Below are 14,923 nucleotides of genomic sequence, written 5' to 3' on the forward strand. Positions count from 1 at the left end.
CCGGAGAATCCGGGCTTTTTGCTTGTGTTCTGTTGAGTGCTTACTTGGTTTGTATGGTCAGCTCAGTAAATCCAGTGTGCGCATCGTATTCGCGGTCAAAGGCTAAATCAGGGTAGCCATGCACTATCAATTCAGCAGTGGTGTTGATGAGGTTGCCATCGAGCAGATGACCGCCCCAGACGTTGCCTTGCGAATCCGCCACGGCAATGTGCAGGTGAAGATGATGAGGAGTCAAGGTGCCCATTAGCGACACGATTTCAAACGGTGCCTGCACTGATAACGTTGAAGTGCTGACCGCTAAGCGGATGTTGAGCTGTGATAAACATCCCGCACATGAAGCAATGGAACCTGCTGTTATGCTGTGCTCCTGCACCAGTGCCATAATTGATTGTTTTAAGTCAGCGCCTTGTGTCAGGCGTGTCGCCAATACCTTTATCATCTCTGCAAACCTCGGTTAGTGACACTTAAGCAGTTGCAGCAGCGCATTTACCGCCTGATCCAAATCGTCAAAGCGTTTGGCTTTGCCAAGTACCCGCATTCCCTGCATCTGAGTCAGAATCAATTGCGCCAGAGCATGAGGGCTTACGGCCATTGATATCTGTTTTTCTTGCTGCGCATTGTGGATGGCATGGGAAAGCAGTTCTAAAAGCTGATCAAACAGAGCTTGTCCTTTGTCGAGCACCTTTTCATCGCTCCCGGCATGTTCAACTAAGGCGTTTTGAATGAAGCAGCCGCAACTGCGTTTGCGTTGTAGCGCGGCAAACTGATTGAGGAATGTCTCAATGGCGCTCAGCGACGCACCATCTTCCCGCAACGCGCTTAAGCCCGGCAATGAAACGGTGTTGAGATATTTATCCAACGCTTCGTAATAAAGATTCTGCTTGTCGCCGAAGGTGTTGTAGAGGCTGAAACGGTTGATTTGCAATGTATCAACCAAATCAGAAATCGCCGTATTGGCGTAGCCGCGCTGCCAGAACAATTCCATTGCCTGAGTGAGCTTCTCATCGCGGTCAAAATTACATTTTCGTGCCATGGTGTGACTACCTGCAAACTCATTCTTGACTGATCGTTTAGTTAACGGGTAGAGTCTAACCTAAACGATCGTTCTGAAAAAGAGATAAAAAGGAAGATTTATGAAGCTATACGAAACTGCCGTTACGCCAAGTTGCCGTCGTGTCAGCATTTTTCTCAAAGAATTGGGTGTGGATGTTGAACGTGTGGCGTTAAATGTGCGCGAAGGGGACAACCTGACGGAGTCGTTTAAAAGCAAAAGTGTCAATGGCAAAGTACCGATGTTGGAACTTGATGATGGCACCACGCTGTGTGAGAGCGTGGCGATTTGCCGTTACTTTGATGAATCGAATCCGAATGACCGTCATCTGTTTGGTCGCGATGCGCTGGATAAGGCGAAAGTTGAAATGTGGCACCGCGTAACGGAATTTCAGGGACTGTACGCCGGTTTTCAGGCATTCCGTAACCTTACGGGAATCTACAAAGATCGCGAAAACTGCGTATTGGCTTGGGGTGAAGAAAGCAAAGCCCGCGCGGCCAGTTTCTTGCCTCAGCTTGATGCGCGCCTGAAGGAATCGAACTTTGTCGCAACAGACTATTTCACGATTGTGGATATTACCGCGTTTATCTTTATCGGTTTTGCGGATAAAGCGTTGGAACTCAGCCCATTAGCGCAATATCCAAACATTGCACGTTGGTTTGAAATGATTCAGCAGCGTCCTGCTTTCCAATAATATCCTGTCTGAGGTTGTAAGGCGTCTTCTACGTCTTATGACCTCGATCAATTAAAGCTCGTCTAAGGTCTGAACTTTCTGTGGGAATAGGCCTACAAGTGAAAATATTTTCTAATAATAACAATTAATTACGATAATCTGTGTCGTAGTGTAAATTTGACATTCTTTCCACAAATCCTATTCTTTCGCCGTCTGAAACCTCCCCAATCGAGACGACAGTGAAACGTTTACTTATCGCCTTATTTATCTCTGTTTTTCCAATGTCTGCCTACAGCATGAGTTTGCCGGACCTGGCGTTTTCGTTCGGGCAGTCCAAAGTGAACTCTTTTACAGTCGCGATGTTACAGCATCAGTTGGATGGTCATGATCCATTGAGAGACATCAATACCGACTACATCGAGGCTTTGGCTCGCGAAATTGGTTTCAAACCCAAATATAAGATGTTTGCCGATATGAAGTCGTTGATTCTGGCTGTTGAAACGAAGAAGGCCGATATAGCCGTCGGCATCTTTGACTCTGGCAAAAACGACCTCATCTTAAGTCAACCGCTGTATACCAGTTCGACCGCAGTTTGGTACCGTAATCAGAGCCTGAGTCATTGGGCGGCTGAATCCCTGACTTGGGGCTGCCATAAGGGGGCAGTGTATTGTCAGCAACTGTCGAAGATGGGATTTGCTCATATTGTGGAGCTGCCGGATTTTGTCACTCTGCCTGACTACTTGATGCAGGGCAAAATCGATGCGGTGCTTGAAAGTTACACCACGTTGCTCACTTCGGTGAAACATCCGATGAATACGTTGGGGCAAGTAGAACTGCCATCTTGGGCGAAACCGCAGCAGGTACGCATCGCCGCCACGCAAGATTTTCGTGCCCTAATTGACGAAATAGATGTGGTATTAAGCCGTCAGAGCGAAACCTCTCGGTTACGTTCGGCCAACCCTTATCATCAGGTCGATATTGTCGCGCTCAACTATCAAAATTCCGGAATGCAACCCATCAGGTATTCCGCTTGGAATGATGCCTATCCACTTTTCTACCGCAATCGGGACGGCCACCACGGAGGCTATCTGAACGACTTACTCACACTGGTTGAGGCCAGAACTGCTTTCGATTTTGATTATGTTCCGGCAAGTGGAGGGTTAACACCGGTTCAAATGCTGAAGTACGGTGAGATTGACATTCTGCCTTTGGTCGTAAAAGGAGTGAATAACCCGGCTTGGATGTACGTGACAGACACGTTGATGTCTATCACGTACCAACATATCAAGTTGCCTGGCGTGCTGGCGAAATCTGATGCGAAGATCGGCGTGCTGTTCTCAGACAGTCCGACCTATCAATACGTCAAAAACCAGGTGTTTGGCGAAGAACTAACGACTTATACCAGTGTCGTTTCGCTGATCAGTGATCTTGAAAGCGGCAAACTTGGCAGTGCCTATCTGCGCCACGATATTCTGGAATATCTCGCTAAACAGCGTGGCGATGATCGCTATGTCGTGTTGAAGGGGGACGATAAACATATTGAAATCGCAATGGCGGTGCGAGGGGACAACACCGAGTTAAAAGCAATTCTGGCTGGCATTATTGCATCGGTGGATGCCAGCGATATACAGCGCCTGCAAAACAGTTACAGCCCATTCAATATTATCTACGGAGTGGATAAATCTCTGGTGATGGCCGGCTCTTATATCGGGGCTTCGGTCTTCATACTGCTCGGTTTGATTGGCTTTTTGTGGCACAAAAACCTTAAGTTGAAGGTCTCGATTCAAGAGCGCGAAGCCTTACGCAGCAACGAACGATTGGCGCTGTTGCAACATGTGATTGACGCGCTGCCCAACCGAATTTTTATCCACGACACCAACCACAGACTGTTGCTGACCAATTGTCATCACTGCCAAATCGCAGCGTCCGGCAACGGTAAGGTTTGTCAAATGCGCATTTCATCGTCAGAGCATACCTGTGTAGTTGAGAATCAGGCCGAGTTTGACACTGTTCTGCGTGGTCGGGATGTAAGCGAAAGTGACGTCGATGTGCAGTCTTGTCCTTGTGGGATTCAAACCATCAATTACCACCGCACACCGCTCTCTGGTGGGAACCGTGACGAGAAAATAATACTAACGGTGATTGACGATGTGACGAGGCATAAAGAGCAGGAACGTAACCTGTTGCAGGCTAAGAACGTCGCTCAGCAAGCGGTATTGTCTCGCGAACGATTCCTCGCCAGCATGAGCCATGAACTTCGTACGCCAATCGCTGGCATGGTTGGGTTATTGGAGATGCTGAAAACTCGCGAAACCAACCAAGATGTACGTTTGATCCTTAACAACGTGATTTCCTCTGCGGATCATTTACACCTGCTGGTGAACGACATTCTCGATTTTTCCAAGCTCGAAGCTCAGCAGCTCCAACTGGACCTAGCGGAATGCTGCCTGTTGCGTGAAATCGGAGAATTACTGCGGGTGCATTGCAGCGCTGCTTGTGAAAAGTCGCTCGATTTTCAGGTGAACTGGACGCCGGGAACGGTGAAAACCGTCACTATTGACGCGCTGCGCCTACGCCAGATCCTCAATAACTTATTGTCGAATGCCATCAAGTTTACGCACGCAGGTTTTGTCCGCGTCGACATTAACGTCACCGAAAACGAAGTTCTGATGGCGATCAGCGATTCCGGCGATGGTATGTCTCCTGAGCTTCTGCAAACCGTGTTTAATCCCTTTGTGCAGGCAGATTCCAGTATTGCTCGTCGGTATGGTGGCACCGGGCTCGGGCTTGCCATTGTGCATGATCTGGTCGATGTAATGCAGGGCGAGATTTCGCTTCAGAGCGAACCGGGTAAAGGCACCAGTATTCAGGTGAGCATTCCTGTTAAGGTGGAAAGTCATTTTCTCGAGCCGATTTCACAACAACTGGTGCACTACCACGGGGAAGATCCGGTTATTCAAGCTTGGTTGTCAGTTTGGCGTCTTGACCCATCTTCCGATGAGGCAATGAAAGGCATCCATATTTACGACGGCGACCAACCCATTCCTGACTCTTGTCCGGGAGGAATGACCGTGTTGATGCGCCAGGACATCACCGTATTCAGCCTGCGCTCGAAAGATGTCGTTGAGCTGAGCGTGAGCCCTTTCTTTCCTGATCTGCTTTATGCCGTCCTGACTAACACAGCAGCCAGTGAAGAGGCGACTGACGAGACTAACGAACCGCTTTTCGGACATGTACTGGTTGCTGAGGACAATCCCATTAATCAATTGGTGATCAGCCAGCAACTGACGTCGTTTGGCCTGAGTGTTGAACTGGTGAACAACGGACAGGAAGCTTATGAGCGGCTTCAAAAAGACGCTGAGCAGTTCGACTTGCTGCTAACCGATTGCCACATGCCCGTGATGGATGGGTATGAACTGGCGACTTTAGTCCGCGATCATCTGCCGCAGTTTTCTAACCACGCCATTATTGCTTGCACAGCGGAAGACTCACGAGTGGCTAATGAGCGAGCAATGTTATCGGGTTTTGATAGCGTGCTTTACAAGCCTTATGGTTTGCAGCGCTTATATCAAACCGTCGCACAGTTTGTGCCAAAACGAGCTGAAAACGCTCCGGCTATGTGGTGGCAGAATTATGAAATGCAGGATGCTGAAATGTTGGTTGAAGTGTTTATCACCAGCATGAACGATGACCTGATGGCACTCCAAACCAAGCGAACAGACAGAAAAGCGATCCATGATCTGGCTCATCGCATCAAAGGCGGAGCGGGGACAGTCGGCGACCAGAAAATTTGTGTCGCGGCGACCCAGCTGGAAAACCGCAGTAAACAGAGCGAACAAGGCTACGATGCAGAGCTGAAGCAACTCGTTGCGGCCATGACGTTATCAATTCATCGAGCGGAGGTATGGCTGAATGAGCATTGATCCTGCATCGCAACACGTTTTGGTGGTGGACGATTGCAAGTTGCATTGCCGCGTCATCGAAGTCGCACTCAGAACTTTGGGAGTGAGCCATATTTATGTCGCGCACCACGGTAGGGACGCGCTGGCACTGTGTGATCAGTTCACATTTGATTTGATTGTGTTTGATTTGGCCATGCCGTAAATGGATGGACTGGCACTACTCAACGAACTCGCTGCCCGGCAGTATCACAGCCGATTATGTTTGCTCAGCGGACATGAACAGAACATCCTGTCTCTGGCGACGACCATGTGTCAGAAACTGGGGCTCGATTTAGTGGCCACGTTGTCCAAGCCAGTGACGTTCGCGAACCTGAAATCGGCGCTGCACACGGTAGCGTCGTCAAACAGCGGAATGCATTACGCCAAAACCTTGCCATCTCTGTTCGTTGCTGATTTAGACCGAGCGTTTCAATTGAGGCATTTACGCAACGTTTATCAGCCTCAGCACCGCTTTAATAATGGGATCGCTGATGGGTACGAGGCACTCATTCGTTGGTATCACCCGCAATACGGCGTGATAACCCCATACTTGTTTTTGCCGTTGATTGAACAAGCGAACTGGCACGATCGCCTGTTCTTTTATGTTCTCAAGCAGGCACTTAACGATTTCTCTGATAAGGGGCTTGCTGGCACCGTGTCAGTCAATGCGACTCACACTAATTTTGCCTCGCCTGAATTTGCCCGTCGGGTATTGGCGTGCTGTCAGACGCTGGGGTTTGCTCCCTCGCGTTTGATTATCGAACTCACCGAGATGGAGGTATACCAGTACGATTCAGTGATGATTGAAAACTTTGCCCGGTTAAGGCTCAACGGCGTTGAACTCGCGATTGACGATTTTGGCGCAGGTTATTCTTCGTTGTTGAAATTGGCTGATTTGCCGTTTACGGAAATGAAAATAGACCGCGCGCTGATTGTTTCCTGCCATCAGGACCGTCGCAAACGGACCATTCTGGATGTCATTGTTCGAATGGCCAAACAGCTCAACATGCGCCTTGTCGCGGAAGGCGTCGAAGATCGAGAAACATGGAAGTATTTAAGCCTGCTCGGCATGGATCTTTGTCAGGGGTATTACACAGGAAAGCCACGTCCCATTGAACATTTGATGATAGTGAATTAAGTCATGAACAAAAGAACAACATCCGGCCTGACAGCCTTGGTACTCGACGACCATCCTTTGGTATGTATGGCAATCAAAAAGTTAATGGAGCAAAACCCGCGTTTTGGCCAAGTACTGGTGGAAACTGACACCCAAGCAGGCGTGAAAATGTTACGCGAAGGCCAAATCGATTTTCTGGTATTGGACGTCAATCTGGAAAAGCAGGATGGTTTCGAGGTGTTGCGCCGGCTGAAGCATCATGGGTTTACGGGTAAAACCCTGTTTGTGTCAGGCAACAACAGCCGCCTCTATTCGGAAACGGCGCTACGTGTGGGTGCCGATGGTTATGTCAGCAAAGCAGAAGATTTGTCTATTTTGCAAGATGCGGTGGAGTGCATTCTAAATGGCTACAGCTTTTTTAAAGTCGCAGAAGAGACACAGGCGGTGGATATTCAGTTATCAAAGCAAGAGTTGGCGGTATTTCGTTTTCTGGTAGATGGCAAATCCAACAAAGAGATCGCACAAATACTCAATCTGAGCCCGAAAACCGTCAGTACCTACAAAACGCGCATCCTCGATAAATATCAGGTTAACTCTATTGTTGAGCTCATGAGTCTCAACGGCAGCGTGATTGGTCGGGTGGAGTTATGAAAGAGCTGAATAAGAAGTATATCTCGGACATCATCGTGCACGGTTTTACCTGCAGCCTGGTGCTATATCTGGTGGCGGTGATTATCTTCTCTGAGTCCTATTTGGATCGCCGCAATCACGAATTTGAAAACTTCGTTAATGTGATGGAGCAGTACAAACAGACGCTGTTTCTGACCAGTCGAATTCTAGAAAACCGCATTCAGGAAATTGATACCATCAAAAAGAGTGACTTGGCGGCGATCAAGGACATTGAGAAACGCAAATACAATCTGCACAAGAAGCTGAAACCGACCAATATCGACATTGAACTGGCGAACGAATTTCAGTTTTTGGTCTCGACGATGCCGGCCATTCTGCCAAAAGTGGACGTGCTGTATTACCGCTCCTATCTGAGCGACATGACCTCATCAGATAAAGATGAAGTCTCCGTGGTGAAGGATTGCGGCACAGCTTCTGTGTGCACGATTAACGCACCGGAACGACGTCTGGCCGACCGTATTCTGGTCTCCGGCACTTACCGCAAAAACGGTTCGGACGACCTGTATATCACGGTATCGAGCCCTGTTTACTTACACAATATCATTGTGGGCGATCTCAATATCGATGTGGGGTTGGCTCGGTTCTTCGACCTTGGCGCATTGCAGATTCGCACCCGTGAACTCAACGCCAACACCTTCTATGAGATGATTTATGGCAACGCATTGATGGCGCATATCGCGTACACTAAGGAGTATGTTGCCGACAACTCCACGGTCTATGTGTATCAGGTGCCGTTCATTTGGATTGTGTTTAAACTGCTGTGGCTATTTCTGGTGTTGTGGATTGCGCTTTCGTATGTGATCTATCTGTTCCGCACACTAAAACTCAACCGAACCAAACTGTTTGAAGTTCAATCGAACGTGCAGCTGGACGACCTGACCGGATTGCTCAATCGGAACATCTTCAAAGATCAAAAATTCACAGCGGATCTGGAGAAGTTTGGTGCGGCGATTCTGGCGATCGACGGGAACAAACTTAAACAGATCAATGACAATTATGGTCATCATGTGGGGGATGAAGCAATCAAGCAAATAGCCTATGGTATGCGTCAGGTGTTTAGGGAAAACGACTACCTGATTCGAACCGGCGGCGATGAGTTTGTAGCAGTTCTGCCGGGGTGCAATATCGACAATGCCATCATTCTTGCCGAGCGATTGAAAGAGGCGGTGACGGACACCGCGTTTTCCTCCTACAAACTGACGGTGAGTATCTCCGTCGGAATAACATTACTGATGAATTCGGAGTCACTCGACGATGCACTTAAGCGCGCGGATTCCAACCTGTATTCGGAAAAACAGCTGAGTCCTTTATCTCCACGTCCTGGCTTGGTTTAGATTCATTTACATGCACCGAAAATTACCACTGCTTAAAGAGATTAAAGCCTGAACGTTGATAATCGAATTCAGGGGATCGAGCTAGCATATACGCAATATTAATGGCGTTTTTACTGTCCGAAAGTGGCAGTGAAGATGCTCAACGCGATGGAGGACGGGGTTCCGGCTTCTCTGCTCGCCATGAGCATTCGTGAGCGTATGGTTCGGAACTTCGTTATTGGATGCAGCGAAGAGGGGCGTACATCAGCAAATCTGGTAGCTCTCTTCAACCTTCCGAAGTTCAAACCGTTTGATATCAGGCAAGTTTCTCTTGTTTGATCAGCTCAATCACGGATTTGACGCCGAATTTGGTAAGAATACGTGTTTTGTAGGTACTCACGGTTTTACTGCTGATAGACAACAGTTCCGAGATTTTTTTGTTGGTTAAACCCGCAATCAAATAGTGATAAATCACCGTTTCTCGTTTTGACAACTCAGCGGTTTCACATATAGCGGCGTGATTCTCGTGCTTAAAGATATTGTATCCACGCATCACGCTGCATATGGCGTCCTGAATGACAGAAACATGTTCGCTTTTGAGTAGGTAACCGTTGGCACCGAGCTTTTGGGTTGCTTTTGAATACATCGCTTTATCGATTGCGCTGATAAACAAAATTTTTCCGGCGAAGCCTTTAGCGCGCAAACGACGAAGAATGTCGAGTCCACTGGCATCATCAGCTTCAACTTCCAGCATGACAAAAGCGATTGGTTGTTGACTCACAATGCGGTAGGCCTCAGCAGGTGAAACGGCAAAGTGAATGTGTTGAAATTGATTGGTTGATTGAATGATATCTTCCAGAGCGTGTTGCTCTAGCGGATACGGATTGACGACAAGTGCGCGGTTTATAACGTTAGGCATATTAATCCATCTCAGTTATATTCTGTGATTATAGTTGATATGGCACTCCTTCCATTAAGCAAGATATTATCCGTGTGTATGCATACTAATTGGTGCAAAGACAAATGAAAAGTCTCGTATATAAGAATTATATAATTTAGCTGTCGTTTACCGAAAACGTTTGTCTGCATACAATTCGAGCCGCGCAAAGGATTACGTTTATTATTCGCCAGCTGCACGGTACACTAGCGCCAAATGTTGTTGAGACACTTAGAATGAATGAATTTGAGAACCCTCAATGGGAAGATGAAGAAGTCGAAATCGAAGCAATTGGTATCGAAGTCGATGCTCAGCCGATTGAGTTGTACAAAGTATTGAAAATCGCCAACGCAGTCAGCGGTGGTGGTGAAGCAAAGTATGCGATTGCTGAAGGTTATGTTGCGGTCAACGGCGAGCTTGAAATGCGCAAGCGTCGCAAACTCTATGATGGTGACTTGGTTGAATTCAATGAAGAATACTACCTGATCATTTGTGATGCGCCGGTGACTGAAGTGGAAGAGAAACCTAAAGCGGTGACGCCACCACCAGCGCCGAAGAAAAAGCCTTCCAATAAGCCGGCAGCAGGTAAGAAATCGGGCAGTAAAGCGAGTAAGTTGTCCCAGTCGGCCAGCAAAAATAACAAGGCAAAAGCCAAGGCTTCAAAGGAAAGCGAAGACGATCAACCGAAGGACAGCAAAGGTGGCCGTAACGCCATCAGTTTCTTCTGAGTCTGCAAATATGTTGCATAAGAAAAGGCCCCGATTGGGGCCTTTTTTTCGTCATGAGCTTAGCTTTCTGTTACTGCGCGAGCAAGAGCTGGGCGGGTAAACAGACTCACACTGCTTACCAATGCTAAAACGATCACAGTCGGCACGATCCAACCAGCATAGTAAGTGTAAAGTGCCAGGTGTTGAGACAACGTGGCATCGAATTTCGCTGGCATGCTGCCCAGAATATGCAGCGCATCTAATCCACCGAAAACCAGTGCTGTTGCTACTGTCGCCAATACACCAGCCATTGAGATGATACGTTTCAACGGCGCGATAAACAGCAACGCAATCGCAATCGGATGCAGCGCGACAACGGCAGGCAAGGTGATCGCCAGCAATTGTTCCAGACCAATATTCGCTACCAGTGCGGCAATGATCATGGTAACGATAACGCTGTTTCGGTAAGAGACTTTGCTAAATGTGCGGCTGTAAAACTCACTGCCTGCGGTTGTAACCCCGATCACTGTCGTTAAACAGGCCAATACCATAACGGCACCAAGCAGCAGCGTGCCAAATACGCCGAAATGTTGCGTGGTGAATGTGGTCAGGATGTCACCGCCGTTAGTGAATGTGCCGACGCTGGTGGCTCCGATGTAAGCCAGCGCGATATAAACCAGCGCCATGGCTACCGCGTACATCACCGCAGCAATCAAGGTGTATTTGGCAATCGCTTTCGGCTGGCTGACGCCCATGCTTTGAATCGCGCGGAAAATAACCCAGCCAAAGCCGATTGAGCCGAGCGCGTCCATCGTCATATAACCTTGAGTGACGCCTTCTGCAAAGGCGCCGTTGACGTACGCGCCAGTCGCTTCAGAGATCCCCTGGCTTGGATACAGCAACGCAACAACCGCCATCACGACAAGAATCGCCAGAAGAGCCGGAGTTAACCATTTGCCTAAAGTGTCAATCAGTTTGCCCGGGTACAAAGAAAACAGCACAGAGACAATACAGAAAACGATAGAAAAAGGAACCAGCGCGTTGTCGCCAAAAAATGGACTGAAACCAAATTGGTATGCGACGGTAATCGCGCGTGGAATCACGAAAGCCGGTCCGATCACGATGAACACCATGATCCAAAACGCGGTTGCGATAGGGCGTGGAAGTACCGATGTCAGGTTATCCGAGCCGCCGACCAGAGCGACAATCACTAAAGCAAAAGCGGGTAGGCCGACACCCGCCAGCAGAAATCCAGCCATACCTTCAAACAGATGTCCACCGGCCTGATAGCCTAGAAAAGGGGGAAAGATAAGGTTGCCGGCGCCCAAATACATGGCGAAGGTCATAAAGCCCAAAGCGGCGATGTTGCGTGCACTTAACATAGTCTTCCTCAATATTGTCAGTTAGGAAGCGGCTGGTGAGTGAACGTTAAGATGACTCTGCCAGCAACTCTTGACTGACAGAAAATAAAATAGCCTGTCAGCCTCTGTGTAGTAGACCCAGAGAGAGCAGGAGGAGCAGATAAGTCGCAATAGCTTGCTGGCGACGATGCAACAGACAAATTGTGGTAGCGACGAATGACATACTGAGTCCCGGCTGGCAGTAAATTCCGGGGAGTTCATCTCCCCTGTGTGGGCTTGTTATAAACGGATGCCCTATAACGTGGCAACCCTTTGAACAGTGAATAGTGGATATTTCTATATTGATATTAATGTTTGGAATTATATTCCAATTAATAAGCTTATTAGTGAAATGAACGACTTAACACTTTTGCAATATTGGTTACCCAAAGTTCACGTGTTACTTCTGTTTGAGGAAAATAAAAAGGGAGCCAAATTGGCTCCCTTTAGTGCTAACGCCAGTCGTCATCCATAAAGGTGCGACCTTCAAGTGAATAGGGGTCTTCGTCAAATGGATGCTCGATTTTGCCCCGCAGGCGTTCAAGCTTTTGTTCCAACAAGTTGACGGTTTCGTAGTCCCCTTCAGAGCAGGCAATGTAAATTTGTTGCTCTAATGCATCAATGTTCTCTCGAATGTTCATCTCGCACCTCCTGTTCATTAAACGTGAGTTGAGAGTTTTTATCGGTTCTCAAATCTATTGTAGTCAAGCAGACCAAATTCGATAGGTTGGTCTTGACGGTACCAAGCGTGAACCTTATCGCTGAAAGGCCAGAACTTCGGTGAGCTGCGGCGAACAGCAAATCGATCCAACAGTTGGACGTAATCGTCTTCACTATTTAGTGTCTGTAAACGCTGTACGAGTTCCGGAATATCCTTTTCTCTGAGATTTAGGTACGCAGCCGGGTAGCTACCGATCACTCCACGAACGATCGTGAGATCATCATTTTTATAGTCCCGATTATTCTCTTCATCAAACAAACTCGAGATATTGGTATGGGCGTTTTTGTGCAATAGGGTAAACAGTTGTGATTGCCCCTTATCCGACTCAATCATTAACATGATGATTTGTGGGATAGAACGCAAACCCTCGCCCTTGATATGGCTGATGCTGGCCAGTGCTTTCTCGTATTCCGGCTTAAATCCGGTATCGACAATGTCATAACGCTGAGTCAGGATCGGAGCTACGTGCTCTTTGAGTTTGTCAAACAGTTCTGATTTGTAATCGGTAGTCTGGTACTGAACCTGAGTCGGCTGATCGAACGGCTTAACGTTACGCAGCAGATAGTCGGAAAACTGCGGACTCTGATCCGCGTACCAGCTCGACATCTCTTTGTGGCGTACATCCCGAGGCAGCAGGGCAACAAAGTTACTTTCGCCTTCCATGCGCAGAAAATCCATGAACATGCGCGTGATCAACTGATGGCCGAAGTTACCATACACATCGAATCCAGCTACCAGCAGATAGTGAATCCGTTCCAGCAATGCATAATCAATAACCCAAGCAGTTTTCGGTTTTTCTCCCACCAAACCCTCAACCACAGAGGCACTATCGAAATGGCGGAAAATCGTCAGTGCGGCGGTGTGATTGGTGCCATTACCATCCCAAATCACATCGGTGGATAAGTGGGTGCCGTTTTTAAACCAGTGGTTGATGAAATCCGACTTAGCTTGCAGATAGCGCGCCTGCTGTTTCGAAAAACGAACCCAGTTGGTCAGTGGCAATGTATTACTCTCAAGCTCGCCAGGCAGTTTCAGGTTGTCTGCCTGAGAACGATAAAATTCGTTCACTTCTGGCATGTCGGCTTTATCCGGATCGAGGAAAAACACCCAGAAACGGTCATTAATCACGTTGAGCGCTAACTGGCCACGACACACCGGGCCTTTGATGTACGCCATAATGGTGTTCTGTGCGTTGTCGAGCATGAACTTGAAGCGTGCTTTGACGGGCATCTCGATAAATGCAGTCATCGGGTTGGCGGAAACTTCAGGGTCATAGCTTGGCAATTCATCGACAACGTATTGCGCATCAATAAACCAAGTTTTCCAATCGCGTATGCGTTTCATGTTGAGCGCAAAAGGCATGTGCGTTTTATCGACGATCGTTCCTTGCTCCGGAATCAGACGGTAGTACACGCGCTCTACACCCGGGTCATCGTATGGTCTGCGGGTGGTAATGCGCTGAACGGGTTGTCCGGGCGGAGTAGAAGAACGCACCATAGTAAAGAAGCGCGGACGACCATCGGCGGTTTTGATGTCCGAGAAGTAAAGGTGCGACAAGAACAGGTGTTCATAAATGTAGCGTGCGACCAAACGATTTTTAAGTGCGTCGTGGTTGAACAACGCTTCATACAGATTGACTTCGGACTGCTCTTCTGCGGTCAGTGGCATGTGCGCGTTCATCACCGCACCTTGTTCCAGCCAGGTCATCAGCGTATTGTATTCAGACTTTGCCAGATTCGGCATGCCGAAGGGCATACCCCAGTTCGGGTAGTTATGCTGATAGGACTCGTACTCTTCAATCGTGACGCACTGTTGTTCGCGATCGATGGAAAAATCAAACCCTTCTAGTTGATCCTGTTGTGGCAGAGGATGTGCTTCTTTCTGCGCCAACAAACGCGCCATCAAGCCTGCTTGCAGGTTGGCCTCCGGGGTTTGATCGCGTTCGTTCAACACGGGATGGAAGTTAAACTTGCGCCACTCTTCGGTTAACTGCGCATCTTCAAACAGGCGCGTCGGCGTGGCAGCGGTCAGACGTGTACCCTGATACACCATATCCTTGCTGCCTCCACGGTCGATACCTTCAACGGAGGACATTTTGAGCTGACATGGCGCGTCATAGCAGGCATGACAAACCACGCAACGTTTATCGATGATAGGTTTAACCTGATCCAGAAAGAAATGTGCCTGGATTGACTCTATAGGAGCTTGACGATCTCGTACTTCTGCTTTGCCAAAGATTTGGTCGAAATTGAGGCTGGCCAATACCGCGCAGCCAGAGAAAAGGGTGACCAAACCAACGACGAATAATTTACGTAATTTCATTCGGTTATCTTATTAATTAAATTTGAGTTAATTAAAGCAAAGAGAACTGAG

General features: G+C 48.2%; 13 protein-coding genes. 7 read left to right on the forward strand and 6 right to left on the reverse strand.

All coding sequences use genetic code 11. The features are described from left to right. Window positions 1-40: 40 nt before the first annotated feature. Both LGV68_RS17835 and LGV68_RS17840 read right to left on the reverse strand, forming a co-directional pair. Window positions 41-439 (reverse strand): PPC domain-containing DNA-binding protein, encoded by a 399-nt coding sequence (locus LGV68_RS17835; protein ID WP_252535768.1) that lies wholly within the window; start codon window positions 437-439, stop codon window positions 41-43. Window positions 440-454: 15 nt separating this feature from the next. Beyond that, window positions 455-1,033 carry a TetR/AcrR family transcriptional regulator gene (locus LGV68_RS17840; protein ID WP_158126310.1) on the reverse strand — a complete coding sequence of 193 codons (579 nt, stop codon included), beginning with the start codon at window positions 1,031-1,033 and terminating at the stop codon, window positions 455-457. Between the two features lie 100 nt (window positions 1,034-1,133). On the opposite strand from LGV68_RS17840, the gene LGV68_RS17845 reads away from it, so the two are divergent. From LGV68_RS17845 to LGV68_RS17870, 6 genes are all read left to right on the forward strand, one after another. Beyond that, window positions 1,134-1,745 carry a glutathione S-transferase gene (locus LGV68_RS17845; protein ID WP_020328657.1) on the forward strand — a complete coding sequence of 204 codons (612 nt, stop codon included), beginning with the start codon at window positions 1,134-1,136 and terminating at the stop codon, window positions 1,743-1,745. A gap of 218 nt (window positions 1,746-1,963) precedes the next feature. After that, the gene (locus tag LGV68_RS17850; protein WP_252535770.1) at window positions 1,964-5,647 is read left to right on the forward strand and encodes an ATP-binding protein; all 3,684 of its coding nucleotides are present in this window, start codon (window positions 1,964-1,966) and stop codon (window positions 5,645-5,647) included. Next, window positions 5,637-5,828, forward strand: a complete 192-nt coding sequence (locus LGV68_RS17855) for a response regulator (protein WP_252535772.1) — start codon at window positions 5,637-5,639, stop codon at window positions 5,826-5,828. The genes LGV68_RS17850 and LGV68_RS17855 overlap by 11 nt, the downstream gene beginning before the upstream one ends. Next, window positions 5,829-6,803, forward strand: coding sequence for an EAL domain-containing response regulator (locus LGV68_RS17860; RefSeq protein WP_252535774.1), 975 nt, complete (start codon window positions 5,829-5,831; stop codon window positions 6,801-6,803). Window positions 6,804-6,806: 3 nt separating this feature from the next. Beyond that, window positions 6,807-7,433 carry a response regulator transcription factor gene (locus LGV68_RS17865; RefSeq protein ID WP_289781542.1) on the forward strand — a complete coding sequence of 209 codons (627 nt, stop codon included), beginning with the start codon at window positions 6,807-6,809 and terminating at the stop codon, window positions 7,431-7,433. Next, window positions 7,430-8,806, forward strand: coding sequence for a GGDEF domain-containing protein (locus LGV68_RS17870; RefSeq protein WP_024375049.1), 1,377 nt, complete (start codon window positions 7,430-7,432; stop codon window positions 8,804-8,806). Before LGV68_RS17865 ends, LGV68_RS17870 begins: the two co-directional genes overlap by 4 nt. A gap of 295 nt (window positions 8,807-9,101) precedes the next feature. Here the strand turns inward: LGV68_RS17870 and LGV68_RS17875 are convergent, their stop codons facing one another. Next, complete coding sequence (locus LGV68_RS17875) at window positions 9,102-9,704, reverse strand: response regulator transcription factor (RefSeq protein WP_222736582.1); 603 nt, start codon at window positions 9,702-9,704, stop codon at window positions 9,102-9,104. Between the two features lie 254 nt (window positions 9,705-9,958). Between LGV68_RS17875 and LGV68_RS17880 the strand changes: the two genes are divergently transcribed. Continuing rightward, window positions 9,959-10,450, forward strand: a complete 492-nt coding sequence (locus tag LGV68_RS17880) for an RNA-binding S4 domain-containing protein (RefSeq protein WP_024375540.1) — start codon at window positions 9,959-9,961, stop codon at window positions 10,448-10,450. A gap of 59 nt (window positions 10,451-10,509) precedes the next feature. On the opposite strand, the gene brnQ is transcribed toward LGV68_RS17880, so the two are convergent. The 3 genes from brnQ to LGV68_RS17895 form a co-directional block, all read right to left on the reverse strand. After that, window positions 10,510-11,811, reverse strand: a complete 1,302-nt coding sequence (gene brnQ / locus LGV68_RS17885) for a branched-chain amino acid transport system II carrier protein (RefSeq protein WP_252535776.1) — start codon at window positions 11,809-11,811, stop codon at window positions 10,510-10,512. A gap of 470 nt (window positions 11,812-12,281) precedes the next feature. Continuing rightward, window positions 12,282-12,470 (reverse strand): hypothetical protein, encoded by a 189-nt coding sequence (locus tag LGV68_RS17890; protein WP_020328644.1) that lies wholly within the window; start codon window positions 12,468-12,470, stop codon window positions 12,282-12,284. A gap of 38 nt (window positions 12,471-12,508) precedes the next feature. Then, a complete protein-coding gene (locus LGV68_RS17895; protein WP_252535778.1) occupies window positions 12,509-14,872 on the reverse strand; it encodes a fatty acid cis/trans isomerase in 2,364 nt (787 codons plus the stop codon). Between the last annotated feature and the right edge of the window lie 51 nt (window positions 14,873-14,923).

Source organism: Vibrio sp. LQ2 (genome assembly GCF_023920125.1).
GTDB classification, from domain to species: Bacteria; Pseudomonadota; Gammaproteobacteria; order Enterobacterales; family Vibrionaceae; genus Vibrio; species Vibrio fluvialis.

Bases quoted from the DNA above. Each gene is read 5' to 3' on its own strand.
- LGV68_RS17835 (WP_252535768.1), bottom strand. From the start codon at position 439: ATGATAAAGGTATTGGCGACACGCCTGACACAAGGCGCTGACTTAAAA.
- LGV68_RS17840 (WP_158126310.1), bottom strand. From the start codon at position 1,033: ATGGCACGAAAATGTAATTTTGACCGCGATGAGAAGCTCACTCAGGCA.
- LGV68_RS17845 (WP_020328657.1), top strand. From the start codon at position 1,134: ATGAAGCTATACGAAACTGCCGTTACGCCAAGTTGCCGTCGTGTCAGC.
- LGV68_RS17855 (WP_252535772.1), top strand. From the start codon at position 5,637: ATGAGCATTGATCCTGCATCGCAACACGTTTTGGTGGTGGACGATTGC.
- LGV68_RS17860 (WP_252535774.1), top strand. From the start codon at position 5,829: ATGGATGGACTGGCACTACTCAACGAACTCGCTGCCCGGCAGTATCAC.
- LGV68_RS17865 (WP_289781542.1), top strand. From the start codon at position 6,807: ATGAACAAAAGAACAACATCCGGCCTGACAGCCTTGGTACTCGACGAC.
- LGV68_RS17870 (WP_024375049.1), top strand. From the start codon at position 7,430: ATGAAAGAGCTGAATAAGAAGTATATCTCGGACATCATCGTGCACGGT.
- LGV68_RS17875 (WP_222736582.1), bottom strand. From the start codon at position 9,704: ATGCCTAACGTTATAAACCGCGCACTTGTCGTCAATCCGTATCCGCTA.
- LGV68_RS17880 (WP_024375540.1), top strand. From the start codon at position 9,959: ATGAATGAATTTGAGAACCCTCAATGGGAAGATGAAGAAGTCGAAATC.
- brnQ (WP_252535776.1), bottom strand. From the start codon at position 11,811: ATGTTAAGTGCACGCAACATCGCCGCTTTGGGCTTTATGACCTTCGCC.
- LGV68_RS17890 (WP_020328644.1), bottom strand. From the start codon at position 12,470: ATGAACATTCGAGAGAACATTGATGCATTAGAGCAACAAATTTACATT.
- LGV68_RS17895 (WP_252535778.1), bottom strand. From the start codon at position 14,872: ATGAAATTACGTAAATTATTCGTCGTTGGTTTGGTCACCCTTTTCTCT.